Source organism: Pseudomonas sp. Xaverov 83 (genome assembly GCF_019352905.1).
In the GTDB taxonomy this organism is placed as follows: domain Bacteria; phylum Pseudomonadota; class Gammaproteobacteria; order Pseudomonadales; family Pseudomonadaceae; genus Aquipseudomonas; species Aquipseudomonas yamanorum.
The window spans coordinates 43,823-70,580 of sequence record NZ_JAAAFU010000009.1; the positions used below are offsets into that span (position 1 = coordinate 43,823).

The 26,758-nt window shown below is 62.3% G+C and carries 27 protein-coding genes; 12 read left to right on the forward strand and 15 right to left on the reverse strand.

What is annotated here, in order from left to right:
* Nucleotides 1-5: 5 nt before the first annotated feature.
* Nucleotides 6-3,068, reverse strand: coding sequence for an efflux RND transporter permease subunit (locus K0H47_RS04035; RefSeq protein ID WP_017477517.1), 3,063 nt, complete (start codon nt 3,066-3,068; stop codon nt 6-8).
* A 13-nt stretch (nt 3,069-3,081) separates the two neighbouring features.
* Complete coding sequence (locus K0H47_RS04040; RefSeq protein WP_218264108.1) at nt 3,082-4,209, reverse strand: efflux RND transporter periplasmic adaptor subunit; 1,128 nt, start codon at nt 4,207-4,209, stop codon at nt 3,082-3,084.
* Nucleotides 4,210-4,450: 241 nt separating this feature from the next.
* Between K0H47_RS04040 and K0H47_RS04045 the strand changes: the two genes are divergently transcribed.
* Together K0H47_RS04045 and K0H47_RS04050 are read left to right on the forward strand one after the other, a co-directional pair.
* Nucleotides 4,451-5,056 (forward strand): TetR/AcrR family transcriptional regulator, encoded by a 606-nt coding sequence (locus K0H47_RS04045; RefSeq protein WP_063028186.1) that lies wholly within the window; start codon nt 4,451-4,453, stop codon nt 5,054-5,056.
* 206 nt (nt 5,057-5,262) lie between these two features.
* Nucleotides 5,263-5,721, forward strand: coding sequence for a transposase (locus K0H47_RS04050; protein WP_081253099.1), 459 nt, complete (start codon nt 5,263-5,265; stop codon nt 5,719-5,721).
* 115 nt (nt 5,722-5,836) lie between these two features.
* On the opposite strand, the gene K0H47_RS04055 is transcribed toward K0H47_RS04050, so the two are convergent.
* Nucleotides 5,837-6,277, reverse strand: a complete 441-nt coding sequence (locus K0H47_RS04055) for a heme-binding protein (protein WP_063028183.1) — start codon at nt 6,275-6,277, stop codon at nt 5,837-5,839.
* Between the two features lie 267 nt (nt 6,278-6,544).
* Here K0H47_RS04055 and gcl point away from each other — a divergent pair, with 267 nt between their 5' ends.
* From gcl to K0H47_RS04095, 8 genes are all read left to right on the forward strand, one after another.
* Nucleotides 6,545-8,320 carry a glyoxylate carboligase gene (gene gcl, locus K0H47_RS04060; RefSeq protein WP_063028181.1) on the forward strand — a complete coding sequence of 592 codons (1,776 nt, stop codon included), beginning with the start codon at nt 6,545-6,547 and terminating at the stop codon, nt 8,318-8,320.
* Nucleotides 8,321-8,330: 10 nt separating this feature from the next.
* The gene (gene hyi / locus K0H47_RS04065) at nt 8,331-9,113 is read left to right on the forward strand and encodes a hydroxypyruvate isomerase (protein WP_063028179.1); all 783 of its coding nucleotides are present in this window, start codon (nt 8,331-8,333) and stop codon (nt 9,111-9,113) included.
* 163 nt (nt 9,114-9,276) lie between these two features.
* On the forward strand, nt 9,277-10,167 hold the full coding sequence (locus tag K0H47_RS04070) for a 2-hydroxy-3-oxopropionate reductase (RefSeq protein WP_219272032.1): 891 nt from the start codon (nt 9,277-9,279) through the stop codon (nt 10,165-10,167).
* Nucleotides 10,168-10,346: 179 nt separating this feature from the next.
* Complete coding sequence (locus tag K0H47_RS04075) at nt 10,347-11,612, forward strand: glycerate kinase (protein WP_201139706.1); 1,266 nt, start codon at nt 10,347-10,349, stop codon at nt 11,610-11,612.
* 17 nt (nt 11,613-11,629) lie between these two features.
* A complete protein-coding gene (pyk, locus tag K0H47_RS04080) occupies nt 11,630-13,045 on the forward strand; it encodes a pyruvate kinase (RefSeq protein ID WP_063028173.1) in 1,416 nt (471 codons plus the stop codon).
* Nucleotides 13,046-13,176: 131 nt separating this feature from the next.
* Complete coding sequence (locus tag K0H47_RS04085) at nt 13,177-14,052, forward strand: urea transporter (protein WP_063028171.1); 876 nt, start codon at nt 13,177-13,179, stop codon at nt 14,050-14,052.
* 31 nt (nt 14,053-14,083) lie between these two features.
* Nucleotides 14,084-14,908, forward strand: a complete 825-nt coding sequence (locus tag K0H47_RS04090; RefSeq protein ID WP_177025432.1) for an ion transporter — start codon at nt 14,084-14,086, stop codon at nt 14,906-14,908.
* A 105-nt stretch (nt 14,909-15,013) separates the two neighbouring features.
* A complete protein-coding gene (locus K0H47_RS04095) occupies nt 15,014-16,018 on the forward strand; it encodes a sulfate ABC transporter substrate-binding protein (RefSeq protein WP_063028168.1) in 1,005 nt (334 codons plus the stop codon).
* A gap of 141 nt (nt 16,019-16,159) precedes the next feature.
* On the opposite strand, the gene K0H47_RS04100 is transcribed toward K0H47_RS04095, so the two are convergent.
* Nucleotides 16,160-16,774 (reverse strand): DUF5666 domain-containing protein, encoded by a 615-nt coding sequence (locus K0H47_RS04100; protein WP_017477504.1) that lies wholly within the window; start codon nt 16,772-16,774, stop codon nt 16,160-16,162.
* A 178-nt stretch (nt 16,775-16,952) separates the two neighbouring features.
* Between K0H47_RS04100 and K0H47_RS04105 the strand changes: the two genes are divergently transcribed.
* Entirely contained in the window at nt 16,953-18,149 is a 1,197-nt protein-coding gene (locus K0H47_RS04105; protein ID WP_081253098.1) for an MFS transporter, read from the forward strand.
* On the opposite strand, the gene K0H47_RS04110 is transcribed toward K0H47_RS04105, so the two are convergent.
* Together K0H47_RS04110 and K0H47_RS04115 are read right to left on the reverse strand one after the other, a co-directional pair.
* The gene (locus K0H47_RS04110) at nt 18,150-18,554 is read right to left on the reverse strand and encodes a type II toxin-antitoxin system HicB family antitoxin (RefSeq protein WP_017477502.1); all 405 of its coding nucleotides are present in this window, start codon (nt 18,552-18,554) and stop codon (nt 18,150-18,152) included.
* A 21-nt stretch (nt 18,555-18,575) separates the two neighbouring features.
* Nucleotides 18,576-18,764, reverse strand: coding sequence for a type II toxin-antitoxin system HicA family toxin (locus K0H47_RS04115; protein WP_026077965.1), 189 nt, complete (start codon nt 18,762-18,764; stop codon nt 18,576-18,578).
* 215 nt (nt 18,765-18,979) lie between these two features.
* On the opposite strand from K0H47_RS04115, the gene K0H47_RS04120 reads away from it, so the two are divergent.
* Entirely contained in the window at nt 18,980-19,861 is an 882-nt protein-coding gene (locus K0H47_RS04120) for a LysR family transcriptional regulator (RefSeq protein ID WP_063028164.1), read from the forward strand.
* On the opposite strand, the gene phnP is transcribed toward K0H47_RS04120, so the two are convergent.
* The 9 genes from phnP to phnG are packed head-to-tail and all read right to left on the reverse strand — an operon-like array spanning nt 19,858 to nt 26,750.
* Nucleotides 19,858-20,607 carry a phosphonate metabolism protein PhnP gene (gene phnP / locus K0H47_RS04125; RefSeq protein ID WP_063028162.1) on the reverse strand — a complete coding sequence of 250 codons (750 nt, stop codon included), beginning with the start codon at nt 20,605-20,607 and terminating at the stop codon, nt 19,858-19,860. The genes K0H47_RS04120 and phnP overlap by 4 nt on opposite strands.
* Nucleotides 20,598-21,161, reverse strand: coding sequence for a phosphonate metabolism protein/1,5-bisphosphokinase (PRPP-forming) PhnN (gene phnN, locus K0H47_RS04130; RefSeq protein WP_177025429.1), 564 nt, complete (start codon nt 21,159-21,161; stop codon nt 20,598-20,600). The genes phnP and phnN overlap by 10 nt, the downstream gene beginning before the upstream one ends.
* Nucleotides 21,161-22,309 (reverse strand): alpha-D-ribose 1-methylphosphonate 5-triphosphate diphosphatase, encoded by a 1,149-nt coding sequence (locus K0H47_RS04135; protein WP_063028157.1) that lies wholly within the window; start codon nt 22,307-22,309, stop codon nt 21,161-21,163. Before K0H47_RS04135 ends, phnN begins: the two co-directional genes overlap by 1 nt.
* On the reverse strand, nt 22,299-23,018 hold the full coding sequence (gene phnL / locus K0H47_RS04140) for a phosphonate C-P lyase system protein PhnL (RefSeq protein ID WP_063028155.1): 720 nt from the start codon (nt 23,016-23,018) through the stop codon (nt 22,299-22,301). The genes K0H47_RS04135 and phnL overlap by 11 nt, the downstream gene beginning before the upstream one ends.
* On the reverse strand, nt 23,018-23,827 hold the full coding sequence (gene phnK / locus K0H47_RS04145) for a phosphonate C-P lyase system protein PhnK (protein WP_108083535.1): 810 nt from the start codon (nt 23,825-23,827) through the stop codon (nt 23,018-23,020). Before phnK ends, phnL begins: the two co-directional genes overlap by 1 nt.
* Nucleotides 23,788-24,654: an alpha-D-ribose 1-methylphosphonate 5-phosphate C-P-lyase PhnJ gene (locus K0H47_RS04150; protein WP_063028151.1), complete on the reverse strand. Its 867-nt coding sequence runs from the start codon at nt 24,652-24,654 to the stop codon at nt 23,788-23,790. The genes phnK and K0H47_RS04150 overlap by 40 nt, the downstream gene beginning before the upstream one ends.
* Nucleotides 24,647-25,723 (reverse strand): carbon-phosphorus lyase complex subunit PhnI, encoded by a 1,077-nt coding sequence (locus K0H47_RS04155; RefSeq protein WP_093207541.1) that lies wholly within the window; start codon nt 25,721-25,723, stop codon nt 24,647-24,649. The genes K0H47_RS04150 and K0H47_RS04155 overlap by 8 nt, the downstream gene beginning before the upstream one ends.
* On the reverse strand, nt 25,723-26,313 hold the full coding sequence (gene phnH, locus K0H47_RS04160) for a phosphonate C-P lyase system protein PhnH (protein ID WP_093207538.1): 591 nt from the start codon (nt 26,311-26,313) through the stop codon (nt 25,723-25,725). Before phnH ends, K0H47_RS04155 begins: the two co-directional genes overlap by 1 nt.
* Complete coding sequence (gene phnG / locus K0H47_RS04165; protein ID WP_017477491.1) at nt 26,313-26,750, reverse strand: phosphonate C-P lyase system protein PhnG; 438 nt, start codon at nt 26,748-26,750, stop codon at nt 26,313-26,315. The genes phnH and phnG overlap by 1 nt, the downstream gene beginning before the upstream one ends.
* Nucleotides 26,751-26,758 lie beyond the last annotated feature (8 nt).

Consider the following 26,758-nt stretch of genomic DNA (forward strand, 5'->3'; position numbering starts at 1 on the left):
CGCCATCAGACCGCTTCAGCCGGACGGCGGCTGAAGCGCTGCCCCAGGCTGTGCATGGCCAGAAAGATTACGGGTGTGGAAAACAGCGTCAGCAACTGACTGAGCAACAACCCGCCGATAATCGCGATGCCCAGCGGATGACGCAGCTCCGAGCCAATCCCGGTGCCCAGCGCCAGCGGTACCGCGCCGAACAGCGAGGCCATGCTGGTCATCAGGATCGGCCGGAACCGCAACTCCGCCGCCTGACGGATCGCCGCCACAGGGCTCAGGCCCCCCTCACGTAAGAGTTCCAGGGCGAAGTCGACCATCATGATGCCGTTTTTCATCACGATGCCGATCAGCAGCACAATCCCTATCAAACCGATAATGTCGAACTGCGTGCCGGTCACCAACAGCGCCAGCAAAGCCCCGAGCGCCGCGGAGAGCAACGTCGAGAGGATCGTCACCGGGTGCACGAAGCTCTCGTACAGAATCCCCAGCATCAGGTACACCACCACAATCGCCGCCACCACCAGGAACACCTGATTCGACAGCGACTGCTCGAACGTCGCCGCTGCACCTTCGAGGTTGGCCTGCACCGACAGCGGCAGGCCGACCTTGGCCTCGATGTCCTTGAGCCGCGTGACCGCCGCGCCAAGGGTCTGGCCGGGCGCGAGGTTGAACGACACGTCGGCATACGGAAACTGGCCCAGCCGGTTGATGGTCACGGGCGTACGCACCACCTGCAGGGTCGCCATGCTCGACAGCGGCGCGACCCCGCCGCCCGGGATGTCCACGTACAAGCCCGTGAGCAAGTCCGGCAGGTTGCGCGGCGGATGGTCGGTGGCGATCACCACGTGGTACTGGTTGAGCTGGGTGTAGATGGTCGAGACCTGGCGCTGGCCGAAGGCGTCGTAAAGCACGTCATCGATTGCCTGGGGCGTGATGCCCAGCCGCGACGCCGTGGCGCGGTCGAATGTCAGCTGGATCTGGTTGCCGAACTGCATCGCCTGGCTTTGCACATCGGTGAACATCGGGTCTTGCTTGATCGCCGCCAGCAGCTTGGTGGTCCACTGTTCCAACTCGTCCGGGTCGGTGGCTTGCAGGCCCAGGCGGTAACTGGTGGTGGACACCGTAGCGTCGAGGGTCAGGTCCTGTACCGAGTGCAGGTACAGGCGGATGCCGGCGTCATCGGCGTTGGCATCGGAGAGCCGGCGGATCACTTCGGTGGCGCTGTCACGCTCGCCCCGCGGCTTGAGGTTGATCAGCAGGTTGCCCTGGTTGATGGTCGGGTTGGTCTGGTCGATCCCGACAAAGGACGACAGGCTTTGCACCGCAGGGTCTTTGAGGATTCGGGCGGCCAGGCGCTGCTGTTCGGTCTGCATCTGCTGGAACGAAACCGTCGGCGCCGCCTGGGAGATGCCCTGGATCAGGCCGGTGTCCTGGTCCGGGAAAAAGCCCTTGGGCATGATCACCAGGGTCAGCAGCGTCAGTGCGGCGGTGAGCACCACCGAGATCAGAGTCAGGGTGCGGTGGGCCAGCACCCAGTCGAGGCCACGCACGTAGTGGGTGTTGATGCGGTCGAAGAAATCCGCGCGGCGTTCTTCGTGCTTATTCTTGAGCATCCGCGCGCACATCATCGGCGTCAGGGTCAGCGAGATGAAGGCCGAGATAACGATGGTCACGGCCACCGTCATGGCGAATTCGCGGAACAACCGGCCGACCACATCGCCCATGAACAGCAGCGGGATCATCACCGCAATCAGGGCAATCGACAGCGAAATAATCGTGAAACCAATCTGCTCCGAGCCCTTGAGCGCCGCCTCCAGCGGTGAGTCGCCGGCCTCGATATAGCGCGTGATGTTTTCGATCATCACGATGGCGTCATCCACCACAAAGCCGATGGCGATGGTCAGCGCCATCAGCGTCAGGTTGTTCAGGGAGAAGCCCAACGCATAGGCCACGGCCAGGGTGCCCACCAGCGTCAGCGGAATGGTGACGGCGGGAATGATCGTGGCCGGCACATTGCGCAGGAACGCAAAAATCACGATCACCACCAGCCCGATGGCCATGGCCAGTTCGTACTGCACATCGGTGACCGAGGCGCGGATGGTTTGCGTGCGGTCGGTCAGTACATCGACCTTCAAAGTGCCCGGCAAACTGGCGCGCAGTTTGGGCAGCAATTGCTGCACGCGGTCGACCACTTGAATCACGTTGGCGCCGGGTTGGCGCTGGATATTCAGCACAATCGACGGCGTGCTGTTGGTCCACGCGGCCTGGCGCGGGTTCTCCGGGCCCTGGGTGGAAGTGGCGATCTGCGACAGGCGAATCGGCGCGCCGTTTTTATAGGCGATCACCAGGTCGCGGTATTCCTCGGCCGATTGCAGCTGGTCGTTGGCACCGATGGAATACGCCTGGAACTTGCCGTCGATATTGCCCTTGGCCTGGTTGACGTTGGCCGTGCCGAGGGAAGTGCGCAGGTCGTCGATGGACAGGCCCAGGCTGTTGAGCGCCGAGGTATTCGCCTCCACACGCACCGCCGGGCGCTGGCCGCCGCTGATGGTCACCAGGCCGACACCGGTGATCTGCGAGATCTTCTGCGCCAGCCGTGTATCCGCCAGGTCTTCGACCTTGGTCAGCGGCAAAACGTCGGAGGTCAGGGACAGGGTCAGCACCGGCGCATCCGCCGGGTTGACCTTGCTGTACACCGGCGGGTACGGCAGGTTGGCCGGCAGGAAAGTGCCGGCGGCGTTGATGGCGGCCTGCACTTCCTGTTCGGCGACGTCCAGGGACAGCGACAGGTCGAATTGCAGGGTCACCACCGAAGCGCCGTCGGAACTGGTGGAGTTCATGGACTTGAGGCCCGGCATTTCGCCGAGCTGACGCTCCAGCGGCGCGGTGATGGATGAGCTGACCACATCCGGGCTCGCGCCGGGGTACTGGGTGAAGACCTGGATGGTCGGGTAATCGACTTCGGGCAAGGCCGACACCGACAGCAAGTGATACCCCAACAGGCCCAGCAACAGCACCGCCACCATCATCAAGGTGGTGGCGACGGGACGTTCGATAAAGGGCCGCGAAATGTTCATGCTCGGCAGCTCCTCACTGGGCGACGACCTTCACGGCCGAACCGTCATCCAGTTTGTCGGCGCCTTCGGTGATCACCTGCTCGCCTGGCTTGACCCCGTTTTCGAGCACCGCCGACACATCGCCCATGGACGGGCCGGTCTTGATATTGCGCAGGCTGGCCTTGTCGCCATTCACCACGAACACGAAATCGCCCTTGCTACCATGCTGGATCGCCCGGGTGGGCACCACGGCGACCTGGGTCAAGGTGTCGGCCTTCAGGCGCGCATTGACGAACTGGTTGGGGAACAGCGCATTGCCCGAATCATCGAACTGCGCCTTGACCTTGATGGTGCCGGTGGTGGTGTCCACCTGGTTATCCAGAGCCAATACGCTCCCGGTGGCCAACAGCGCCTTTTTATTGCGGTCGTAGGCCAGCACCGTCACCGCGCCACGGCTCAACGCCTGATTGATCGGCCCCAAATCATCCTCGGGCACGGCGAATACCACAGTAGCCGGGTTCATCTGGGTGATGACTACGATTCCGGTGGTGCTGGTGGTCGTGACGTAGTTGCCGGGGTCTACCAGGCGCAGTCCCACTACACCGTCGACCGGCGAGGTGATAGTGCAGTAGCCGACCTGCACTTCAAGGTTCTGCACATTGCCCTGATCGGCGGCCACGGTACCCAGTTGTTGCTGGACCAGGGAGGCCTGGGTATCGACGGTTTGCTGGCTGGTGGACCCGGCCTTGACCAGTTCGCGGTAGCGCGCCAGATCGCGCTGGGCATTGCTCAATACGGCCTGGTCATGGGCCAGGGTGCCCTTGGCCACGGCCAGTTGGGCCTTGAGGGCACGGTCATCGATTCGCGCAATCACCTGGCCCTTGCTGACGTGCTGGCCTTCCTTGAATTCCACACTGCTGAGGATGCCATCGACCTGGCTGACCACGGTCACGCTGCGGGTGGGAGTGACGGTGCCGAGGGCATCGATGTAAACCGGCACGTCCTGCAAGGTGACAGGCACCACGGCTACCGGTTCGCCGGGGGCGGGTGGCTTGCCTTTATGCCCACCTGCAAAGAAGTGCAAACCCAGGGCAATCAACAACGCTACCAGTAACAACGTGCCAACTGCCCAGGCGAACGTACGTCGTCTGCTTCTCTCCACGGTTTCTCTCTCGAACGCCGAAATCAGAATGGAGCGAGCCGCCTGATTGGCCGCTCGCTGCCCTGAACTCTAGCAGTGCGTACAACTCATGCCTGTACGACCGTGAATGCGTTCAGCATCAAGACAGACAAAGTCAGCTGAGCGCCCCGTAACGCAAGGGCTGCAGCGCGATTCTTGAGCCCTGCGCAAAGCCGGTGCTACCATGCCCGACCGCCTGTCTTGGCAAGGAACCTCCTGGTCTATGAGCACCATTCGCGAGCGCAACAAAGAACTGATCCTGCGGGCTGCCAGTGAGGAGTTTGCCGACAAGGGCTTCGCCGCGACCAAAACCAGCGACATCGCCGCCAAGGCCGGGCTGCCCAAGCCCAACGTCTATTACTACTTCAAGTCCAAGGACAACCTCTACCGCGAGGTGCTCGAAAGCATCATCGAGCCGATCCTGGCGGCCTCCACCCCGTTCAATCCCGACGGCGACCCCAAGGAAGTGCTAAGCGGGTACATCCGCTCGAAAATCTGCATCTCCCGGGATTTGCCGTTTGCCTCGAAAGTATTCGCCAGCGAAATCATGCACGGCGCTCCGCATTTGAGCCCCGAGCAGGTGGAACAGCTGAATGCCCAGGCCAAGCACAACATCGACTGCATCCAGAGCTGGGTTGACCGTGGGCTGATTGCGCCGATTGATCCACATCACCTGATGTTCAGCATCTGGGCGGCGACGCAGACGTATGCGGATTTTGACTGGCAGATTTCAGCGGTGACCGGGAAGGCGAAGCTGGATGAAGCGGATTATGAGGCGGCGGCGCAGACGATTATTCGGTTGGTGCTTAAAGGGTGTGAGCCGGACTGATAGACCGCGGTGTAGCCATCGCAGGCAAGCCAGCTCCCACACTGGATTTGTGCCAGACACAGAATGTATGAACGACGGAGGTCCCCTGTGGGAGCGGGCTTGCCCGCGATAGCGATCTCCCGGACACATCCCGCCAAAACCTGGAAGATCCCTTAAAACATTCCCATCTAGCCTTTCAGAACTCACTTCTGCAAAGGGGCAACGGAATGCCTGATCTACCCGCATCATGTCGTCTACGCACTGGCCGCTATAACGAACCCAACCGAATTTATCTTCTGACCAGCAACACACTGCATCGCGAACCAATATTCAGCGACTTCAAGCTAGGCAGACTGGTTGTTCAGCAATTCAGAATTGCGCAAAATCAGCGGCTGGCAACCTCACTCGCCTGGGTAGTGATGCCCGATCATTTCCACTGGTTGATTTCGCTGGAAAGCGGTTCGTTGGCTGACCTGATGCGCCAAGTCAAATCCAAAAGTACTCGAGTCGTGAATGCTGTTGCCGGGAGAAAAGGGCGTCTTTGGCAACCAGGTTTCCATGATCATGCCGTGCGGCGCGAAGAAAACCTTGAGGGCATCGCTCGGTACATCGTGGCCAATCCCTTGAGGGCGGGGCTCGTGCAAAAATATGGCGACTACCCACTGTGGGATGCGATCTGGCTTTGACTGGAGACCGAGTCGCCGCCATCGCGGGCAAGCCCGCTCCCACATTTTGATTTGTGAATACATTCAACTGTGGGAGCTGGCTTGCCTGCGATGACTATCCATCAGTCACCTCAAATCAAGCAGACACCCCCGCATCCGCCCACAACCCCTGCCCCTCGATCGCACTGATCGCACACTGCTCATCAATATCCGACGTATCCCCGCTGATCCCGATTGCCCCCAGCACCACCCCCCCCTGATCCCGAATCAACACCCCTCCCGGTGCCGGCACCACGCTGCCCTGCCCCAAACTGTTCAACGCCGCAATAAACGCCGGCCGCTGCTGCGCATCCAGCGCCAGCAGCCGCGAGCCTTTGCCCAGGGCTATCGCACCCCAGGCCTTGCCGATCGCGATCTGCGGGCGCAGCAGGCTCGCGCCATCTTCGCGCTGCAACGTAATCAAATGCCCGCCGCTGTCGAGTACCGCAATGGTCAGTGGCGCTGACGAAAGGGTGCGGCCTGCCGCGATGGCATGACTGGCCAGGTTGACTGCGACTTTCAAGGTTAAAGCGCTCATGGGTGCCGTCCTTATCTTGTTATGGGAAAGCCGTGGGGCTCTGTTTGATCAGAAGCCGGATCAAACAAATAGAACACAATAGATTTATTTTTTGTATACAATATTTCGAAACATGCGCACCACACGTCGAAATATTCCTGTCCAGAAGCCTTCCGACGAACGTAAAGGCCACCCAAGAAAATGGATTGACCTGCCCCGCTCGCCGTGAATACACTTCGGACCAACACCACTTGTATACAATTACAAAACGCAAGAGGCACCAAAACCATGAGCAAAATGAGAGCAATCGAAGCCGCTGTCCTGGTGATGCGCCGTGAAGGGGTCGACACCGCCTTCGGTATCCCGGGCGCCGCGATCAACCCGCTGTATTCGGCCTTGCAGAAGGTCGGTGGCATCGATCACGTCCTTGCTCGCCACGTTGAAGGCGCCTCGCACATGGCCGAGGGCTACACCCGCACCAAGGCCGGCAATATCGGCGTGTGCATCGGCACATCGGGCCCGGCGGGCACCGACATGGTCACCGGCCTGTACAGCGCTTCGGCGGACTCGATCCCGATCCTGTGCATCACCGGCCAGGCGCCCCGTGCACGGATGCACAAGGAAGACTTCCAGGCCGTCGACATCACCAGCATCGTCAAGCCGGTGACCAAGTGGGCAACCACCGTCCTGGAACCGGGCCAGGTGCCCTATGCCTTCCAGAAAGCCTTCTATGAAATGCGCTCCGGCCGCCCAGGCCCAGTGCTGATCGACCTGCCATTCGACGTGCAAATGGCCGAGATCGAATTCGACATCGACGCCTACCAGCCGCTGCCCCTGGCCAAGCCGTTGGCGACCCGCATCCAGGTGGAAAAAGCTCTGGCCCTGCTGGACCAGGCCGAGCGTCCATTGCTGGTGAGCGGTGGTGGCGTGATCAACGCCGACGCCAGCGAGCTGCTGGTTGAATTCGCCGAATTGACCGGCATTCCGGTGATCCCGACCCTGATGGGCTGGGGCACGATCCCGGACGATCACCCACAGATGGTGGGCATGGTCGGCCTGCAAACCTCCCACCGTTATGGCAACGCGACGATGCTGAAATCGGACGTGGTGCTGGGCATCGGTAACCGCTGGGCCAACCGTCACACCGGTTCGGTGGAGGTGTACACCGAAGGCCGCAAATTCATTCACGTGGACATCGAGCCGACGCAAATCGGCCGCGTGTTTACCCCGGACCTGGGCATCGTTTCCGACGCCGGCTCTGCATTGACTATGTTCATTGAAGTGGCCCGCGAGTGGAAAGCCGCCGGCAAGCTCAAGGACCGCAGCGCCTGGCTGCACGACTGCCAGCAACGCAAGGCCACCCTGCACCGCAAGACCCACTTCGACAACGTGCCGGTCAAGCCGCAACGGGTGTACGAAGAGATGAACCAGGTGTTCGGCAAAGACACCTGCTACGTCAGCACCATCGGCCTGTCGCAGATTGCCGGCGCGCAGTTCCTGCACGTCTACAAACCCCGCCACTGGATCAACTGCGGCCAGGCCGGCCCGCTCGGCTGGACCATTCCGGCGGCGCTGGGTGTGGTCAAGGCTGATCCGACCCGCAAAGTCGTGGCGCTGTCGGGCGACTATGACTTCCAGTTCATGATCGAAGAACTGGCGGTGGGCGCCCAGTTCAAGCTGCCGTACATCCACGTGGTGGTGAACAACTCCTACCTGGGCCTGATCCGCCAGGCCCAGCGTGGGTTTGAAATGGACTACTGCGTGCAGCTGTCCTTCGACAACCTCAACGCGCCGGAACTCAACGGTTATGGCGTCGACCACGTGGCCGTCGCCGAAGGCCTGGGTTGCAAGGCCCTGCGCGTATTCGAGCCGGGTCAGATCCAGCCTGCACTGCGCAAGGCTCAGGAAATGATCGAAGAGTTCAAGGTGCCGGTGATCGTTGAAATTATCCTGGAGCGGGTGACCAATATTTCCATGGGCACCGAGATCAACGCCGTCAACGAATTCGAAGATCTGGCACTGGTGGGCAACGACGCACCGACTGCCATTTCACTGCTCGATTAAGGAGAACCCCATGCCGCGTTTTGCCGCCAACCTGTCCATGCTGTTTACCGAGCAGGATTTTCTTGCCCGTTTCAAAGCCGCCGCCGACGCGGGGTTCAGTGGCGTGGAATACCTGTTTCCCTATGAATTCAGCTCGGCTGAAATCAAGGCGCAACTCGATGCCCACGGCCTGACCCAAGTGCTATTCAACCTGCCGGCCGGTGACTGGGCCAAGGGCGAACGCGGCCTGGCCTGCCACCCGGACCGGGTCGAGGAATTCCGTGCCGGGGTCAACCTGGCCATCGCCTACGCCCAAGTGCTGGGCAACACCCAGATCAACTGCCTGGCGGGGATTCGTCCTGCCGGTGTGGATAACGAGACGCTTGAAAAAACCTTCGTCGCCAACCTCAAGTACGCCGCCGACAAGCTGCAAGCGGTGGGCATCCGGCTGGTGATGGAGATGATCAACACCCGCGATATCCCGGGCTTCTACCTGAACAACACGGCCCAGGCCCTGTCGATTCGCGAGCAGGTAGGCAGTGCCAACCTGTTCCTGCAATACGACATTTATCACATGCAAATCATGGAAGGCGATCTGGCCCGCACCATGGCCGCGCACCTGGGTGAGATCAACCACATCCAGCTGGCGGACAACCCGGGGCGCAACGAGCCGGGCACGGGTGAGATCAACTACCGCTTCCTGTTCGAACATTTGGACCGCATTGGTTATCAGGGTTGGGTCGGCTGTGAGTACAAGCCGCTGACCACCACCGAAGCGGGTTTGGGTTGGCTCAAAAGCCACAACGCGATCTAACCCACAACACAGAACCCAATGTGAAAGCAGGGCTTGTGTGGGAGCTGGCTTGCCTGCGATGCAGGCAACTCGGTCTCTCAGTTAAACCGAGGTGATGCCATCGCAGGCAAGCCAGCTCCCACAAAAAGCAGCGCTCACATCGAATAAAGAGAGGATTTTCATCATGGCTAAAATCGGATTTATCGGCACCGGCATCATGGGCCAACCCATGGCCGCCAACCTGCAAAAGGCCGGTCACCAACTGTTCCTTTCCGAGCACCACGGCAAGGCGCCGGCTGAATTGATCGACGCTGGCGCGGTGGCCCTGGCCAACCCGCAGCAAGTGGCCCAGGAAGCCGAGTTCATCATCGTCATGGTGCCCGACACCCCGCAGGTCGACGATGTGCTGTTCCGCGCCGACGGCGTTGCCGCAGGCCTGGGCCCGAACAAAGTAGTGATCGACATGAGCTCGATCTCGCCCACCGCCACCAAAACCTTCGCCGCGAAGATCAACGAGACCGGCGCGCGCTACCTCGATGCACCGGTATCCGGTGGTGAAGTCGGGGCCAAGGCCGGCACCCTGAGCATCATGATCGGCGGCGACCCGCACACCTTCGAACGCGCCCTGCCGCTGTTCCAGGCCATGGGCAAGAACATCACCCTGGTGGGCGGCAATGGCGATGGCCAGACCGCCAAAGTGGCGAACCAGATCATCGTTGCCCTGAACATCCAGGCGGTGGCCGAAGCGCTGCTGTTCGCCTCGAAGAACGGCGCCGACCCGGCCAAGGTGCGTGAAGCGCTGATGGGTGGTTTTGCCTCCTCGAAAATCCTCGAAGTGCATGGCGAACGGATGATCAAGGGCACCTTCGACCCGGGTTTCCGTATCAGCCTGCACCAGAAGGATCTGAACCTGGCGCTGGCCGGTGCCAAGGAGCTGGGGATCAACCTGCCGAACACCGCCGGCACCCAGCAGGTATTCAGCACCTGCACCGCCATCGGCGGCGGCAACTGGGACCACTCGGCGCTGATCAAGGGCCTGGAACATATGGCGAATTTTTCGATTCGCAATAAATAACCTCCCCTGTTGGAATGCAATCCCTTGTGGGAGCTGGCTTGCCTGCGATAGCGATCTTTCAGACACCTTCCCATTGCCTGATACACCGCTATCGCAGGCAAGCCAGCTCCCACACTTAATCGCATTTCAAGTTTGAAAATGATGCACCCCTAATAACAAGAATCCCCGGGAGCCCGCTTATGTCGGTCGATCCGCAACACCTGCTTCGCGAGCTGTTTGCCACAGCCATCGACGCCGCCCACCCCCGGCAAGTCCTCGAACCCTATCTGCCCGCCGACCGCAGCGGCCGTGTCATCGTGATCGGCGCCGGCAAAGCCGCCGCCGCCATGGCGCTGGTGGTGGAAAACTGCTGGCAAGGCGAAGTCTCGGGCCTGGTGGTGACCCGCTACGGCCACGGCGCGCCCTGCAAGAAAATCGAAGTGGTCGAAGCCGCGCACCCGGTCCCGGATGCCGCAGGCCAGGCCGTCGCCAAGCGTGTGCTGGAGCTGATCAGCAACCTCAGCGAAGACGACCGCGTGATCTTCCTGCTCTCCGGCGGCGGCTCTGCACTGCTCGCCCTTCCGGCCGCTGGCATCACCCTGGCAGACAAGCAAGCGATCAACAAAGCCCTGCTCAAATCCGGCGCCGCCATTGACGAGATGAACTGCGTGCGCAAGCACCTCTCGGCGATCAAGGGCGGGCGCCTGGCCAAGGCCAGCTGGCCGGCCACGGTCTACACCTATGCGATTTCCGATGTGCCGGGTGACCAGGCCACGGTCATCGCTTCAGGCCCCACCGTCGGCGACCCGAGCACTTCGCAACAGGCGCTGGCGATTCTCAAGCGCTACCAGATTGAAATCCCGGCGTCCGTACGCACCTGGCTGCAAAGCCCGGAGTCGGAAACCGTCAAGCCCGGCGACCCGGTCCTCGCCCGCAGCCATTTCCAGCTGATCGCCCGCCCGCAGCAATCCCTGGAAGCGGTGGCGGTGAAAGTCCGCCAGGCCGGTTTCAGCCCGCTGATCCTTGGCGACCTGGAAGGCGAAGCCCGAGACGTGGCCAAGGTGCACGCCGGTATCGCCCGGCAGATCATCCAGCACGGCCAACCGCTGGCGGCGCCTTGCGTGATCCTTTCTGGCGGTGAAACCACCGTGACCGTGCACGGCAATGGCCGTGGCGGGCGCAATGCCGAATTCCTGCTGAGCCTCACCGACAGCCTCAAGGGCCTGCCCGGCGTCTACGCCCTGGCGGGTGACACCGATGGCATCGACGGCTCGGAAGACAACGCCGGCGCGATCATGACGCCCACCAGCTACGCCCGCGCCGAAGCCCTGGGCTTGAGCGCCAGTGACGAACTGGACAACAACAATGGCTACGGCTACTTCGCGGCCCTCGACGGCTTGATCATCACCGAGCCGACACGCACCAACGTCAACGATTTTCGCGCCATTCTGATCCTAGAGCCCTGAAAGAGAGTCCCCTGAACATGACGCCTGACAAGAAGGTCAAGATCCTCGCCACGCTGGGCCCGGCCACCGACAGCATCGATGACATCCGCGAACTGGTGGAAGCCGGGGTGAATATCTTCCGGTTGAACTTCAGCCATGGCGATCATGCCGACCACGCCCAGCGCTACCAGTGGATTCGCCAAGTGGAACGCCAGCTCAACTATCCCCTCGGCATCCTCATGGACCTGCAAGGCCCGAAGCTGCGGGTCGGGCGTTTTGCCGAAGGCAAGGTGCAACTGATTCGCGGCCAGGCCCTGCGCCTGGACCTCGACCCGACGCCCGGCGACCAGCGGCGGGTCAACCTGCCGCACCCGGAAATCATCGCCGCCCTCAAGCCCGGCATGGACCTGCTGCTGGACGACGGCAAACTGCGCCTGCGGGTGATCACCAAGCACGCCGATGCCATCGACACCACCGTGCTCAATGGCGGCGAACTGTCAGACCGCAAAGGCGTGAACGTGCCCCAGGCGTTGCTGGAACTCAGCCCGCTGACCACCAAGGATCGCCGCGACCTGAGCTTCGGCCTGGAACTGGGTGTGGACTGGGTGGCGCTGTCGTTTGTGCAACGCCCGGAAGATATCCGCGAAGCCCGCGAGTTGATCGGCGACAAGGCATTCCTGATGGCCAAGATCGAGAAGCCCTCCGCGGTGCAGCGCCTGCAGGAAATCGCCGAGCTGAGCGACGCGATCATGGTCGCCAGAGGAGACCTGGGGGTGGAAGTGCCGGCGGAGAGCGTGCCGCAAATCCAGAAGGACATCATTGGCGTCTGCCGTCAGCTGGGTAAACCGGTGGTGGTGGCCACGCAGATGCTCGAGTCCATGCGCTTCTCACCGGCGCCGACCCGCGCCGAGGTCACGGACGTGGCCAACGCGGTGGCTGAAGGGGCGGATGCGGTGATGCTCTCGGCGGAAACCGCTTCCGGTGAATACCCGCTGGAAGCGGTGTTGATGATGAGCAAGATCATTCGCCAGGTGGAAAACGGCCCGGACTACCAGACGCAACTGGACGTCAGCCGGCCCAAGGCGGATGCCACGGTGTCGGACGCCATCAGCTGCGCGATTCGCCGTATCAGCAGCATCCTGCCGGTGGCGGTGCTGGTGAACTACAGCGAGTCGGGCAGTTCCAGCCTGCGGGCGGCGCGGGAACGGCCGGCGGTGCCGATTCTGAACCTGACGCCGAACCTGTCCACGGCACGGCGCTTGAGCGTGGCATGGGGCGTGCATTCGGTGGTGAATGATCGGCTGCGGCAGGTGGATGAGGTGTGTTCCACGGCGCTGGAAATTGCCCAGGCACAGGGCATGGCGCAGCGCGGGGATACGTTGGTGATCACCGCGGGGGTGCCGTTTGGGCAGCCGGGGTCGACCAATTCGTTGCGGATCGAGACATTGATCTAGCGCCTGTAAGGGCCCCTTCGCGAGCAAGCCCGCTCCCACATTTTGATCACTGTTCGACATGACAACTCGGTCGAATGTGGGAGCGGGCTTGCTCGCGAAGGGGGCAACTCGGTCCCTCAGACTCACTCACCATGCCCAACCAATCCTGCCCCGACTGGGCCGAAGCCCTGCTCAACGGCTTCAGCCAGATTTTCCTCCAGCGCCACCCGCTGTGTGGCCTGCTCTGCCTGCTGGCGATCCTGATCGGCGCCCCGGCCCTGCTCGGCGGCGCACTGCTGGGCGGTGTCGCCGGTTTGCTGACCGCCCAACGCCGCGGCTATCCCAAGGCCGAGCGCCAGGCTGGCCTCTATAGCTATAACGGCGTGCTACTCGGCTTGCTGATCAGCCAGCATTTCACCTGGTCGGCACTCTTGCCACCGTTGATCCTCGCCTGTGGCGGCCTCAGCGCGATCGTCACCCGCCAGTGGCTCAAACGCGCCTCCACCCCGGACGATCTGCCCGCCTACACCGCACCGTTTGTCGTGCTCGGCTGGCTGCTGCTCGGCACCACTCCACCTGTCGCATTCGCCGCCAGCGAACCCGGCACCTGGGCGCTGCTCTGCGCACCGTTTAATGGCCTTGCCCAAGTCATCCTGCTGAACCAGCCTCTGGCCGGCCTGTTGATCGCCCTCGGCCTGCTGCTCGCCAACCGCCGCGCCGCGTTGTGGGCATTGACCGGTGCGAGCCTCGGCGTGCTGCTCGCCCTGCTGATGGACGAGCCCGCCAGCGCCCTGCTCGGCCTGCACAGCTATAACCCGGCTCTGGCGGCATTGGCCCTCAGCCAGCAACGCCGCCACCCCTGGCTGCCGCTGACCGGCATCCTGCTGGCGATCATCCTCACGCCGGGCTTCACCGGCCTGAACCTGCCAGCGCTGACCGCGCCGTTTATCCTCGCCACCTGGCTGGTGCGCGCCAGTCAGCGGGTGATGCAGAAAACCCGCATGGACAGCCCCTTCGAATCCCCCTAGGCTTCGCTGATCTTCGATTCAGGCGACTTCCATGGACAGCAACAAACACTGGCGTGAACGTCTCTACGTCATGGTGTTCCAAAGCGACACCCCGGCCGGCCGGCGCTTCGACAGCACCCTGCTGTTGATCATTCTCGCCAGCCTGGTGATCGTGATCCTCGACAGCATCCAGGCGGTCCACGACAACTACGCCAACGTGCTGGCCTATATCGAGTGGGGCTTCACGATCATCTTCGCCATCGAGTACGGCCTGCGGCTGTATTGCTCGCCCAAGCCGTTGCGCTATGCCTTCAGCTTTTATGGGCTGGTGGATTTGCTGGCCATCGTGCCCGGGATCCTGGCCCTGTATTACAGCGACGCGCAGTACCTGTTGATCATCCGAATCATTCGGATGCTGCGGATCTTCCGAGTGCTCAAGCTCGGCCCGTATCTCAAGCAGGCCAACTACCTGATGTCGGCGCTGCGGGGCAGCAAGCAGAAGATCGTGGTGTTCCTGGTCAGCGTCTGCACACTGGTCACGGTGTTCGGCACCTTGATGTACGTGATCGAAGGCCCGGAACACGGCTTTACCAGCATTCCCAAGGGCATCTATTGGGCGATCGTGACCCTGACCACCGTGGGTTTTGGCGATATCGTGCCGAAGACCCCGCTGGGCCAGGTAATTTCGTCGCTGGTGATGATCACCGGTTACTCGATCATCGCCGTGCCCACCGGGATCTTCACCGCCGAACTGGCCAACGCCATGCGTGGCGAAATGCTGCAAACCGATTGCCCGGTGTGCAAGAAAAACAGCCATGAGCCGAACGCCGCGTTTTGCTCACGCTGCGGCAATGGGCTTTTCAAGAAAGTGGAATAAGCAAAGTTCTTTTTAATCTTTAAGCGACTATGCGCCCCCCGTTATAGTCGCTGGCATATTGCCCCTATGTGTTTCAAAACCTTCTCGAACAACAAGGAATGAGCAGTGAAAAAACTCGTTAGTGCCTCTCTCCTGGCCGCCGGCCTTGCACTGGCTGGCGTCGTCCAGGCCGCCCCGGTCACCCTGCTCAACGTCTCCTACGACGTGATGCGCGACTTCTACAAAGACTACAACGCCGCCTTCCAGAAGCACTGGGCCGCCGAGCACCCGGACGACAAGCTGACCCTGCAGATGTCCTTCGGTGGTTCGAGCAAACAAGCGCGCTCGGTGATCGACGGCCTGCCGGCTGACGTGATCACCATGAACATGGCCACCGACATCAACGCACTGGCAGACAACGGCAAGCTGGTGCCCGACAACTGGGTCACCCGCCTGCCGAACAACAGCGCGCCCTTCACCTCGGCCACGGTGTTCATCGTACGTAAAGGCAACCCGAAAGCCCTGAAAGACTGGCCGGATCTGCTCAAGGACGGCGTACAAGTCATCGTGCCGAACCCGAAGACTTCCGGTAACGGCCGCTACACCTACCTGTCGGCCTGGGGTTATGTGCTGAAGAATGGCGGTGACGAAGAGAAGGCCAAGAAGTTCGTGGGCGACCTGTTCAAACACGCCCCCGTGCTGGACACCGGTGGCCGTGCGGCGACTACCACGTTCATGACCAACCAGATCGGCGATGTGTTGGTGACCTTTGAGAACGAAGCAGAAATGATCGCCCGTGAATTTGGCCGTGATCAGTTCGAAGTGATCTACCCGAGCGTTTCCGCAGAAGCTGAGCCGCCGGTGTCGATTGTCGACAAAGTGGTCGAGAAGAAAGGCACCAAAGTGGCTGCCGAGGAATACCTGAAGTACCTGTGGTCGCCGGAAGGCCAGGAAATTGCCGCCAACAACTACCTGCGTCCACGTGACCCGAAAGTGCTGGCCAAGTACACCGACCGTTTCCCGAAGGTCGACTTCCTGTCGGTAGAGAAAACCTTTGGTGACTGGCGCACCGTGCAGAAGACCCACTTCAATGATGGTGGGGTTTTTGACCAGATCTACTCCGGCCAGTAATCCGCTCTAACTGGAGAAACCCGGTCAAAAATGTGGGAGCGGGCTTGCTCGCGAATGCGGTGGATCAGTCGGTACATCCGGTGACTGTCACACCGCATTCGCGAGCAAGCCCGCTCCCACATTTGTTTCAGTGTTCAGCCGTTACATCGGCGGCGTCACGCCATCCTTACCCGCAGAAATCGCCTGGGCCGTCACGCTCCCATCCTCACCCTTCGCCGCAAACATCACCACTTTCACCCCCGGCTTCAGCAAGCTGCGATCACCCGGTTCCAGGTTGACGATCGGCACATCATCCGGCACCACGATCTTTTGCTCGCCGCCCTTGTACTTGACGGTCAACGTCCGGCCCTTGCTCACCACCAGGTCACCCACGGTACCGTTGGTCATGCTGCTGCCTTCCTTCAGGTCGAACGCCCGATGCCCGTCGCCGGTACCCGCCATGGCCGGTGGGAACACATGCACTTCCAACGCCGTCAGGGTGCCATCCGCGTTAGGCATGGCCGCCGAGCCGATATAACTGCCAGGCTTGATGTCTTCGATCTTGGCCAAGGTGACTGCACGCACCAGCGTGTCCTTGGTCAGGTGCACGGTGACGTCTTCACCGCTGTTGACCTTGACGTGCATCGCGTCGCCGTCCATCGCGGTAATCGCACCCCGTACGCCGACACGCGGGGCATCCGCGGCCTGGGCAACGCCCACGGTCATCAGCGCGGCCAGACTTGAGGCCAGGAGCATCTTGTTGAATGTCGTCTTCATGGCAGTCGATTTCCTGTTTATGCAGTTGTGACTGAATGTATCATCGACCTTCAGCCCGAAAGTTAACGTTTCAGTCATTAATTCCCGGCATGAGTGTTATCACCGCAGACGGGCTACTCCCGCTCCGGCTCAATCATTATTCTCGCTCGCCTCTTTCCTTCGCTTTTATGAGAACACCATGAACGCTACGCCCCACGCTACAAACACCATGACCCGAGGCATGGTGATGCTGTTTGCGTTCTGTTGCGGCGCCATCGTCGCCAACATCTACTACGCGCAACCGATCATCGAACTGATCGCCCCGGACATCGGCCTCACGCCGGCCATGGCCAGTCTGATCGTGTCCCTGACCCAGATCGGCTATGCCCTGGGCCTGTTCTTCCTGGTGCCGCTGGGCGACTTGCTGGAAAACCGCCGGCTGATGATCATCACCACCGTGGTGGCCATCGCCAGCCTGCTGGGTGCGGCGTTCACCGAACAGCCGAACCTGTTCCTGCTGGTGTCGCTGCTGATCGGCTTCAGTTCGGTGTCGGTACAAATCCTGATTCCGCTGGCGGCGCACCTGGCGCCGGCCGAATCCCGTGGCCGGGTGGTCGGCAGCATCATGGGCGGCTTGCTGCTGGGCATCCTGCTGGCCCGGCCGGTGTCCAGCGTGGTGGCCGACCACTTCGGCTGGCGCGCCATGTTCATGGCCGCCGCAGCCCTGATGGCGTTTATCAGCGTGGTGCTGATGCTGACCATCCCCAAGCGTCAGCCGGATCACGCCGCCAGCTATGGCCAGTTGCTGGGCTCCCTGGGCACCTTGCTGCGCCGCCAGCCGGTGCTGCGCCAGCGGGCGTTTTACCAGGGCTGCATGTTCGCCACCTTCAGCCTGTTCTGGACCGCCGCCCCGCTTGAACTGTCCCGCAACCATGGCCTGAGCCAAAGCCAGATTGCCCTGTTTGCCCTGGTCGGTGCCCTGGGCGCCATCGCCGCCCCCATCGCCGGGCGCCTGGCGGATGCCGGCCACACTCACCGCGCCTCACTGCTGGCGATGGTGTTTGCTGCGCTGAGTTTCCTGCCGGCCTTCGTGCACCCGCTGTACAGCGTGATTGGCCTGGCGGTGACCGGCGTGGTCCTGGACTTCTGCGTGCAGATGAACATGGTCCTCGGCCAACGCGCCATTTACGCCCTCGACGCCAACAGCCGCAGCCGCCTGAACGCGCTGTACATGACCAGCATCTTCATCGGCGGCGCCTTCGGCTCGGCGATTGCCAGCAGCGTGTACGAACATGGCGGCTGGCTGGGGGTGATGCTGGTGGGCAGCGCCTTCCCGCTAGTGGCGTTGTTGCGTTTCCTGAGTGCATCGCGGCAAGGCGCGGTAGCGACTGCCTAGTTACAACCGCACCAATTTCTCCAAAGCCGCATCGGCCAGAAATGACGAGCGGCTTTTCACTTTGTGCTCCCGCACATAACGGTCGATACGCTGGATCACATAGCCGGGCAAGGTCACGTTGACCTTCTCGGTCTTGCCCAGATACGGCGAGATGTCGAGCTCCAACATTCCCCAGCCCATGCCGGCGTAATCCTCATTATCGTGATGGGCGGCCACCGACGTTGGCATCGGAATCACCCGGCCTTCTGCGGCGATCTCTTGCAGCATGATGTGCGCCACTTCAACCGCCGCGTTGTAAGCCTCTTCAAAACTGTCCCCGGCGGTCACCGCACCTGGAATGTCGGGGATCTGGATACCGGTGGCGACAAAGTCATCGCCCCATTCGATACAGATTGGGTATTGCATGGAAAATCTCCTTAAACCGTCCTAAAACGAAAACAGCCCGGCACGTTTCCTGATACTTCGCACGGTGCCCATGGGCAGATCCTTCTTGGGATGGGGCACCGGTATCGTGTACGGGTTATAGCGGTGGGTGAAAAGATGATGGCTGCCCGTCACCCGATCCAGCACCCAACCTGCCTCTTGCAGCTCTTTGATCAATAGCCTGCTTTGCACCACAGCCTCCTTGCTCTGGCTCGAATAAAGGTAACTCCAGAGTTATCTTTACTCAAGCACAGAATTCATCAGGCTGACTGGCGGCTGTTTTACCGGATGTTGGAAAAACAACGAATCTATTCCCTTAAGGAATAAATTCTATGCCCCCGAATTGACTTCCACGCTTTTCCTAAAGGCCCCATGATTCCCGAAACGCCACGCCACAAGGACACCCGATGGACCGCCTCACTGCCATGGAAACCTTCGTCCACGTCGTCGAGACCGGCTCGTTTTCCGCTGCCGCAAAACGTATGGGAGTCGGCCAGCCCGCCGTTTCCAAAGGCATAGCGCAACTGGAAGCCCGGTTGGCGGTCAGCTTGCTGATGCGCTCCACCCGGGGCCTGACGCCCACCGAGGCCGGGCTGGTATTTTTTGAAAAGGCCAAACGCGCGGTCGACGAAGCCAACGGTGCCGACGACGCCGCCCGGGGCGCCGGCAACGGCCTGTCGGGCAACTTGCGTATCAGCGCCGGCGTGACCTTGTCCCGCTTGCACATCATTCCCAACCTGGGCCCGTTCCTTGAGCAGCACCCCGGTTTGAATGTGGACGTGGTACTCGACGACCGCCTCCTCAACCTGGTGGAAGAAGGTATCGACGTCGCCCTGCGCATCGGCAACCTGAGTGACTCCGGCCTCACTGCCCGCAAGATCGGCCAAAGCCCCAGCCGGGTGTTCGGCACCCCGGCCTACTTCGAACGTTACGGCGAGCCCCACACCCCGGCAGATCTGCTGCACCACCAGGCGGTGATCTATAGCTTGAGCGAAAGCACCTGCTGGCCCTTCAGCCAAGGTGCTCATCAATACCCCATCGTCGCCGACGGACGCCTGCGTGTTACGTCATCCGAGGGCATACGCGCAGGCGTCCTCGCCCACCATGGGGTGGCCATGACCGCGGAATGGATGTTCGCCCCGGAGATCGCCAGTGGCGAGGTCAAGGCGGTGCTGACTGACTGGGAACTACCGCCCCGGGACTTGTGGGCGGTAACGCCGACAGGCCGGATGGCAGGTGCCAAGGCCCGGGCGTTTATCGAGTACGTGGAGGGCGTGTTCAGCCGCTAAACCACCCGCCCATCCCAGCCTACCGTCACATGGCGCGGCAACTCCCGCCGATGCTGCAACAACCACGCATCCAGCGTGTGCCCCACATGGGTCAGCACACCCAACTCGGCCTTCACCTCATCAATGCACTGCAACGCCAACGTCAGGTCATTGTGATTACGCGGAGCCTGGGGTTGCGGCGGCATGGAGCAGTCCAGCACCAGTACATCCAGCGGTTCACGCTGCAGCCAGTCGCGGGTAGCCGGTGGCAGGCCAACGGTGTCGGTGAGGTAGGCGATGCGCCTCCCCTCGCCTTCCAGCAGATAACCCAAGGTGGGTTTGGAGTGCACCAACGGCAGCGCAGTGACGCTCAGCTCACCCAACCGGCGGGTTTCAAACTCGGCAAACGGCTGGCTGAAATCGAGGATGCCGGGGTGCTTGTACAGGTCGGACAACCCTTCCGGATCCACCGGACCATGCACCGGAATCACCAGCCCTTGCCCCCAACGCAAATGCAGCAGGCCTTGGGCGTGATCGGCGTGGTAGTGGGTCTGGAGAATCCCGTTGAAACTGCGGGGCGGGAAGCGTTCGGTGAGGTCGGGCAACCCGCTGTCGATCAACCAGCGCTGGTCGCCGCACTCAATCAACGCGCTGCATGGGCGACGCCGCAGGCTCTCGTCACGGCGGGCCAAATCACAGGCCGCGCACTCACAGCCATACACCGGGACTTGCCGCGCATCGCCGGTGCCCAGCAGAGTCAGGCGCATGCCGGTTGCCCGTCGAGGCAGCCCAGCAGGCGCTCGACCGTGTGTTCCAGTTGGCCGGAGTTGTCGAGCAGGAAAACATCCGGTGCCGAGCTCAAGCCTTCGGCGAATCGCGCATTGCGTGCCAGCCGCTGATCAATCTCCGCCACGGATTCGCGGCCCCGCGCCAGCAAACGCTGGCGCAAAACGCCTTGATCCACCGTCAGCAATACCACCAGCAGGTTCGGGTAACGCAAGCGGGTTTGCGCCAGGTGGCCGCGAGAGCCGTTGACCAGCACGTCATCTCCCGCCGCCAGCCACCCGTCGATTTCCCGGGGGATGCCGTAGGACAAGCCGTTGGCGTGCCAACTGAGGGCAAACGCGCCCTCGGCTTCCATCGCGGCAAACTGCTCCGGGCTCACACCCTGCGCCGCTTCGCCCACCGCTTCCGCCGAGCGGGTGATGACCCGCCGCACAATGCGGCAGCCACGCTCGGCCAAACGCGGGCGTGCGGCATCCAGCAGGCTGTCCTTGCCCGAACCCGATGGTCCGATGAGATAGATCAACCTGCCTGCCATCAAAACACCCTCTTCGCTTGTCGCCAGACTTGTTGGACCACTGGCAGTCCGTCGCGGCTTTTTTTGGCTTGCACCAGGTCGGCCCGCAGACCGATAGCGATTTCGCCGCGATCACTCAGGCCCGCCGCGTGTGCGGGTGCCAGGCTGATCATCTTGACCGCCCGGGATAGGTCGCCACCGTCCTGTTGATCGGCCAGCACGAACGCCGCTTGCAGCAGGCTGGCCGGGTAGTAGTCACTGGAAAGTATATCCAGCAATCCTTCGGCAGCCAGGCCGGCGGCGGCCACATTACCCGAGTGGGACCCGCCACGCACCACGTTCGGCGCGCCCATCAGAACTTTCATGTTCAGTTCCTGGCAGCCACGGGCCGCTTCCAGGGTGGTGGGGAATTCGGCGATGGTCATCCCGTAGCGTGCCGACTCCTCGACGTGAGCCAGCGTTGCATCGTCATGGCTGGCCACGGACAAGCCGCGCGCCAGGCAATGCTCGACGATCGCGGCGCGGTAGCGGTCGCTGTATTCCTTCGAGTTGGCCATTTGCAGCTTGATGAACGCGTCCATGGTCTCGTCGTTCAGGTGGTACTTGCCCATGTAGTACTCACGGTACTTGGATTCGAGCACGAACTGGCGCTGGCCCGGCGAGTGGTCCATCACCGACACCAACTGCACCAGCGGGTTTTCCACCAGGTCACGAAACACGCTCAAGGTGTCGGGGTGGCACAGCTCGCAGCGCAGGTGCAGACGGTGTTCGGCGCGGGTCAGGCCGGCGCTTTCTGCCGAGGCGATGGCATTGAGCATCGCCGGCAGTTTTTGCATGCGGTTGCCCTTGGGGTTCACGTCGCCGATGGACACCGCGTCGAATACCGTGGTGATGCCGGCCGCGATGATTTGCGCGTCATGGCTGAGCACCGCCGAGGTCGACGGCCAGTCCACGCCGGGGCGCGGGGTCATGTGTTTTTCCAGGTTGTCGGTGTGCAGTTCCACCAGCCCCGGCAGCAGGAAATCACCGTCGAGGTCCTGGGCCTGGGGCAACTGGCTGCGGCCTTCGGCGATGTCGGCGATCAGTCCGTCCCGCAGCACTACGCTGCCAAGGAACATGCGATCAGCCGTCACCAGCCGGGCATTACTGAGGATCTGTTCAGCGGGCATGGGCGTATTCCTCTTGGGCAACGGGCGCGGGAGTCATGTCGAAATGGCGGTCGGCCACCGCTTCACGGGCGGCGCGGTCGTGGAAGATGCCGATCAGTGCGGCACCGCCGGCCTTGGCTTCGTTCATCAGTTCCAGCACCACCTGTCGGTTGCTGTCGTCGAGGGACGCGGTGGGTTCGTCCAGCAGCATCACCGGCCAGTCCACCATGAAGCCACGGGCGATGTTGACCCGCTGCTGCTCGCCGCCGGAGAACGTGCCGGGTGCCAACTGCCATAGGCGCTGGGGAATGTTCAGGCGGGTCAGCAGATGCTCGGCGCGCGACTGTGCATTGGCCTTCGACCAGCCACGGGCCAGGGCGGGCTCCATCACCACATCCAGGCAGGCCACGCGCGGGATCACCCGCAGAAACTGGCTGACGTAGCCCAGGGTCTGCTGGCGCACTTGCAACACCTCCCGAGGCTCGGCACCGACCAGCTCCAGCCATTCGCCGAGGTGCTGCACACGAATGCTGCCGCCTGCCGGTAAATAGTTGCCGTACAAGGTGCGCAGCAACGTACTTTTACCGGCGCCGGACTGGCCATGCAGCACCAGGCATTCACCGCCTTTCACGCTGAACTCCACCCCGCGCAGCACGTTCAGCACTACGCCGTTCTGCTGGTGCAAGGTGAAGGTTTTCGAGAGGTCACGGACCTCGATCAAGGCATTCATCATGGCTGCAATACCGAAGACACCAGCAGTTGAGAGTAAGGGTGCTGTGGATCGTCGAGGATCTGATCCGTCAGCCCGGTTTCCACCACCCGGGAGCGGCGCATCACCATCAGGCGATCGGCCAGCAGGCGCGCCACGGCGAGGTCGTGGGTCACGATCACCACCGCCAGATCCAGCTCGCGAACGAGGCCGCGCAGCAGGTCGAGCAAGCGCGCCTGTACCGATACGTCAAGGCCGCCGGTGGGTTCGTCCATAAACACAAGGCGCGGGCTGGAGACCAGGTTGCGAGCGATTTGCAGGCGCTGTTGCATGCCGCCGGAGAAGGTCCGGGGCAAGTCATCAATGCGCTGCGGGTCGATTTCCACCTGGCCGAGCCAGTCGAGGCCGGCGCCGCGCAGTTGCTCATAGTTGCGCACGCCTTGAGCCATCAAGCGCTCGCCGATGTTGGCGCCGGCCGACACGCCCATGCGCAAACCGTCCCGTGGGTTTTGCTCGACAAAGCCCCACTCGGTGCGCAGCAAGGTGCGGCGTTCGGCTTCGCTGGCGCTGTACAAATCCAGCCATTCGCCGCCCTTGCCGCGATAGCCGATGTTCCCGGCCTGCGGCGGCAAACGTCCGCTGAGCAACGAGAGCAAAGTGGACTTGCCCGAGCCGGATTCGCCAACAATCCCCAGCACTTCGCCAGGGTACAAATCGAAGCTGACGTCCTGGCAGCCCTTCTCTTCGCCGTATAACAACGACAGATCACGCACTTGCAAAAGAGGCTGGCTCACTGGTTGTTCTCCTTGACCCGTTGGGCGCAATACCAGGTGTCGGAACACACAAAACTCTGGGTACCGGCGTCGTCGAGAATCAGCTCATCGAGGAACGATTCATGGCTGCCGCAGATGGCGCAGTTGTGTTCCCACTTCTGCACTTCGAACGGATGGTCTTCAAAGTCCAAGCTAGTGACCTGGGTGTACGGCGGCACCGCGTACAGACGCTTTTCGCGACCGGCACCGAACAGCATCAGCGCCGGGCTCATGTCGAGTTTCGGGTTGTCGAATTTCGGGATCGGCGACGGGTCCATCACGTACCGCTCATCCACCATCACCGGGTAGGCGTAGCTGGTGGCGATATGGCCAAAGGTGGCGATGTCTTCGTAGAGTTTTACGTGCATCACCCCGTAGTCATTCAGGGCGTGCATGGTGCGGGTCTCGGTTTCCGACGGTTCGATAAAGCGCAGCGGCTCCGGGATCGGCACCTGGTAGACCATGATCTGGTCGGCGTGCAGCGGGGTTTCCGGGATGCGGTGGCGGGTCTGGATCACCGTGGCGTCCGGGGTGCTTTCAGTGGTGGCGACGCCGGCGGTGCGCGCGAAAAAGCGCCGGATCGACACGGCGTTGGTGGTGTCGTCGGCGCCTTGGTCGATGACCTTGAGCACGTCATCGGCCCCCAGAATCGCGGCGGTCAGTTGCATGCCGCCGGTGCCCCAACCGTAAGGCAGCGGCATCTCGCGACCGCCGAACGGTACCTGGTAACCGGGGATCGCCACGGCCTTGAGCAAGGCGCGGCGGATCATGCGTTTGGTCTGCTCGTCGAGGTAGGCGAAGTTGTACGCCGGGTCACGGGCAGGTGTTTGGGTCAGGTCATTCATGGCGCGTGCCCTCGGCCGGTTGGCGCAGTTTGCGGATCAGTTCCAGTTCGGACTGGAAGTCCACGTAGTGAGGCAATTTGAGGTGGGAAACAAAGCCCGCCGCCTCGACGTTGTCGCAGTGGGACAGCACGAATTCCTCCTGCTGGGCCGGCGAGACGATCTCTTCGTTGAACTCATTGGCCCGCAGCGAGCGGTCCACCAGCGCCATGCCCATCGCCTTGCGCTCGGCATGCCCGAATGCCAGGCCGTAGCCCCGGGTGAACTGCGCCAGCTCGGTGGCCGAGCCGACGAACTGGTTGACCATCTCGCACTCGGTGACTTCGATGCTGCCCAGGCAGACCGGGAAACCCAACTCTTCCGGGTCGATCCACACCTCCACATCGCCGATACGAATCTCACCGGCAAACGGGTGGTTGCGGCCGTAGCCGCGCTGGGTCGAGTAACCCAGTGCCAGCAGAAAACCTTCATCGCCACGAGCCAGGGCTTGCAGACGCTGGGCGCGGTTGGCCGGGTATTCCAGCGGGTCGCGGGTGATGTCGGCGACGCTGCCGGTGTCGTCGGATTCGTTCTTGATCAGCCCTTCCTTGGCCAGCAAGCCGAGTACCCGAGGGCATGGTTCAAGGGCAGCATCCGGCGTGGTTTGCGGGCCAGGGTATTCACCTTCGGCCAGCAGTGCGAAGTCCAACAGGCGGTGGGTGTAGTCGAAGGTCGGGCCCAGCAGTTGCCCACCCGGCACGTCCTTGAAAGTCGCCGACAAACGCCGGCTCAGGGACATCTGCGCGGTATCAATCGGCAGGCTCGGGTTAAAGCGCGGCAACGTGGTGCGGTAGGCCCGCAGCAGGAAGATCGCTTCCACCAGATCCCCCGCCGCTTGCTTGATTGCCAGCGCAGCCAGCTCTGTGTCGTACAGCGAGCCTTCGCTCATCACTCGCGCCACCGCCAAAGGCAGTTGCTCGCGGATCTGCTCCACGCTCAGTTCCGGAATGGAGGTATCGCCCCGGCGTTTTTTCGCCAGCAGGCGGTGGGCATTGTCGATGGCCTGTTCGCCACCCTTGACGGCTACGTACATCAGGCATGCTCCTGTGTAATTCGGGTGCTGCGTGGCAGGCCGATCAGGTGGTGGCCGGCGGCGAACAACACGTCCAGGCCACGGGGAAACGTCTCGCGGCGTTGACGCTCCAGCCAGAACGCCTGGGGCACCGGCAGGTTGACCTGACGCTGGGTCTTGATCCCCGGACCGCGCCAGTTCAAGGCGCGACCGGCTTCCAGGTCGGTCAACTGGACCAGCAAGGTGCAGGACTGATCGGGGTAGCGGTCATTGCCGTGGTCGAAGCCGCTGAGGTCGAGCAAGTCCTGTTCACCGAGCAAGGCGAACGCGGCCTCTTCACGGTTGGCGGTCAGCGGGCAGCCGCAGTGGAACGCCAGGTTGGCGCGAATCAGCGGTGTGTCGAAGCACGGCGCCAGCCACAGCGGCGTGTCCATATCCAGCAGCGCCAGGCACAGCGCGTATGTAGCGGGGGCCAGGCCTTCAAGGCTGGGGGCCGCGGGCAAGGATTGGATCAGGCCGGGCTCGGCGAGGGCCTTGAGGGCCCCGCGAAAACCGCGCTGGGCGTCCAGCACCGGGTCAACAAAGGCCGGTTGCAAGCGTTGGGCATTCATCAGTTTTCTCCTCGAACCAGGGTGAAGAACTCGACCTTGGTGGCGGCGGTGTCGGCCTCTTTGTGCGCCCGGCGTTCGGCCTGGGCGTTGGCCAGTGAGCCGATCAGGTCGCTGAGCCAGGGGCTCGGGTGCGCGCCCTGCAAATGCGCATCCGCCAGGGCCGCCAGTTCGGCATGGACCTTGTCGCGCCCGGCCAGGTAGCTGTAGCCGGTGCGCCCGTCTGCCAGGCGCACCACGCAGCGGGTCACGCTCATTTCGCCGAGGTTGAACGGCGCGCCATTGCCGCCCATGCGGCCGCGCACCAGGGTCATGCCGATTTCCGGGGCGCGGATCAGTTGGTAATCCACGTCGCGCAGGGCGTCTTCATGGGGCAGCAATTCACTGCGAAAGGCGCGGGCGAGCACGCCGATCCAGTGTTGACGCGGGGACAGGTTCATCGGGGTCT

Bases quoted from the DNA above. Each gene is read 5' to 3' on its own strand.
- K0H47_RS04035 (WP_017477517.1), bottom strand. From the start codon at position 3,068: ATGAACATTTCGCGGCCCTTTATCGAACGTCCCGTCGCCACCACCTTG.
- K0H47_RS04045 (WP_063028186.1), top strand. From the start codon at position 4,451: ATGAGCACCATTCGCGAGCGCAACAAAGAACTGATCCTGCGGGCTGCC.
- K0H47_RS04050 (WP_081253099.1), top strand. From the start codon at position 5,263: ATGCCTGATCTACCCGCATCATGTCGTCTACGCACTGGCCGCTATAAC.
- K0H47_RS04055 (WP_063028183.1), bottom strand. From the start codon at position 6,277: ATGAGCGCTTTAACCTTGAAAGTCGCAGTCAACCTGGCCAGTCATGCC.
- gcl (WP_063028181.1), top strand. From the start codon at position 6,545: ATGAGCAAAATGAGAGCAATCGAAGCCGCTGTCCTGGTGATGCGCCGT.
- hyi (WP_063028179.1), top strand. From the start codon at position 8,331: ATGCCGCGTTTTGCCGCCAACCTGTCCATGCTGTTTACCGAGCAGGAT.
- K0H47_RS04070 (WP_219272032.1), top strand. From the start codon at position 9,277: ATGGCTAAAATCGGATTTATCGGCACCGGCATCATGGGCCAACCCATG.
- K0H47_RS04075 (WP_201139706.1), top strand. From the start codon at position 10,347: ATGTCGGTCGATCCGCAACACCTGCTTCGCGAGCTGTTTGCCACAGCC.
- pyk (WP_063028173.1), top strand. From the start codon at position 11,630: ATGACGCCTGACAAGAAGGTCAAGATCCTCGCCACGCTGGGCCCGGCC.
- K0H47_RS04085 (WP_063028171.1), top strand. From the start codon at position 13,177: ATGCCCAACCAATCCTGCCCCGACTGGGCCGAAGCCCTGCTCAACGGC.
- K0H47_RS04090 (WP_177025432.1), top strand. From the start codon at position 14,084: ATGGACAGCAACAAACACTGGCGTGAACGTCTCTACGTCATGGTGTTC.
- K0H47_RS04100 (WP_017477504.1), bottom strand. From the start codon at position 16,774: ATGAAGACGACATTCAACAAGATGCTCCTGGCCTCAAGTCTGGCCGCG.
- K0H47_RS04105 (WP_081253098.1), top strand. From the start codon at position 16,953: ATGAACGCTACGCCCCACGCTACAAACACCATGACCCGAGGCATGGTG.
- K0H47_RS04110 (WP_017477502.1), bottom strand. From the start codon at position 18,554: ATGCAATACCCAATCTGTATCGAATGGGGCGATGACTTTGTCGCCACC.
- K0H47_RS04120 (WP_063028164.1), top strand. From the start codon at position 18,980: ATGGACCGCCTCACTGCCATGGAAACCTTCGTCCACGTCGTCGAGACC.
- phnP (WP_063028162.1), bottom strand. From the start codon at position 20,607: ATGCGCCTGACTCTGCTGGGCACCGGCGATGCGCGGCAAGTCCCGGTG.
- phnN (WP_177025429.1), bottom strand. From the start codon at position 21,161: ATGGCAGGCAGGTTGATCTATCTCATCGGACCATCGGGTTCGGGCAAG.
- K0H47_RS04135 (WP_063028157.1), bottom strand. From the start codon at position 22,309: ATGCCCGCTGAACAGATCCTCAGTAATGCCCGGCTGGTGACGGCTGAT.
- phnL (WP_063028155.1), bottom strand. From the start codon at position 23,018: ATGAATGCCTTGATCGAGGTCCGTGACCTCTCGAAAACCTTCACCTTG.
- K0H47_RS04150 (WP_063028151.1), bottom strand. From the start codon at position 24,654: ATGAATGACCTGACCCAAACACCTGCCCGTGACCCGGCGTACAACTTC.
- K0H47_RS04155 (WP_093207541.1), bottom strand. From the start codon at position 25,723: ATGTACGTAGCCGTCAAGGGTGGCGAACAGGCCATCGACAATGCCCAC.
- phnH (WP_093207538.1), bottom strand. From the start codon at position 26,313: ATGAATGCCCAACGCTTGCAACCGGCCTTTGTTGACCCGGTGCTGGAC.
- phnG (WP_017477491.1), bottom strand. From the start codon at position 26,750: ATGAACCTGTCCCCGCGTCAACACTGGATCGGCGTGCTCGCCCGCGCC.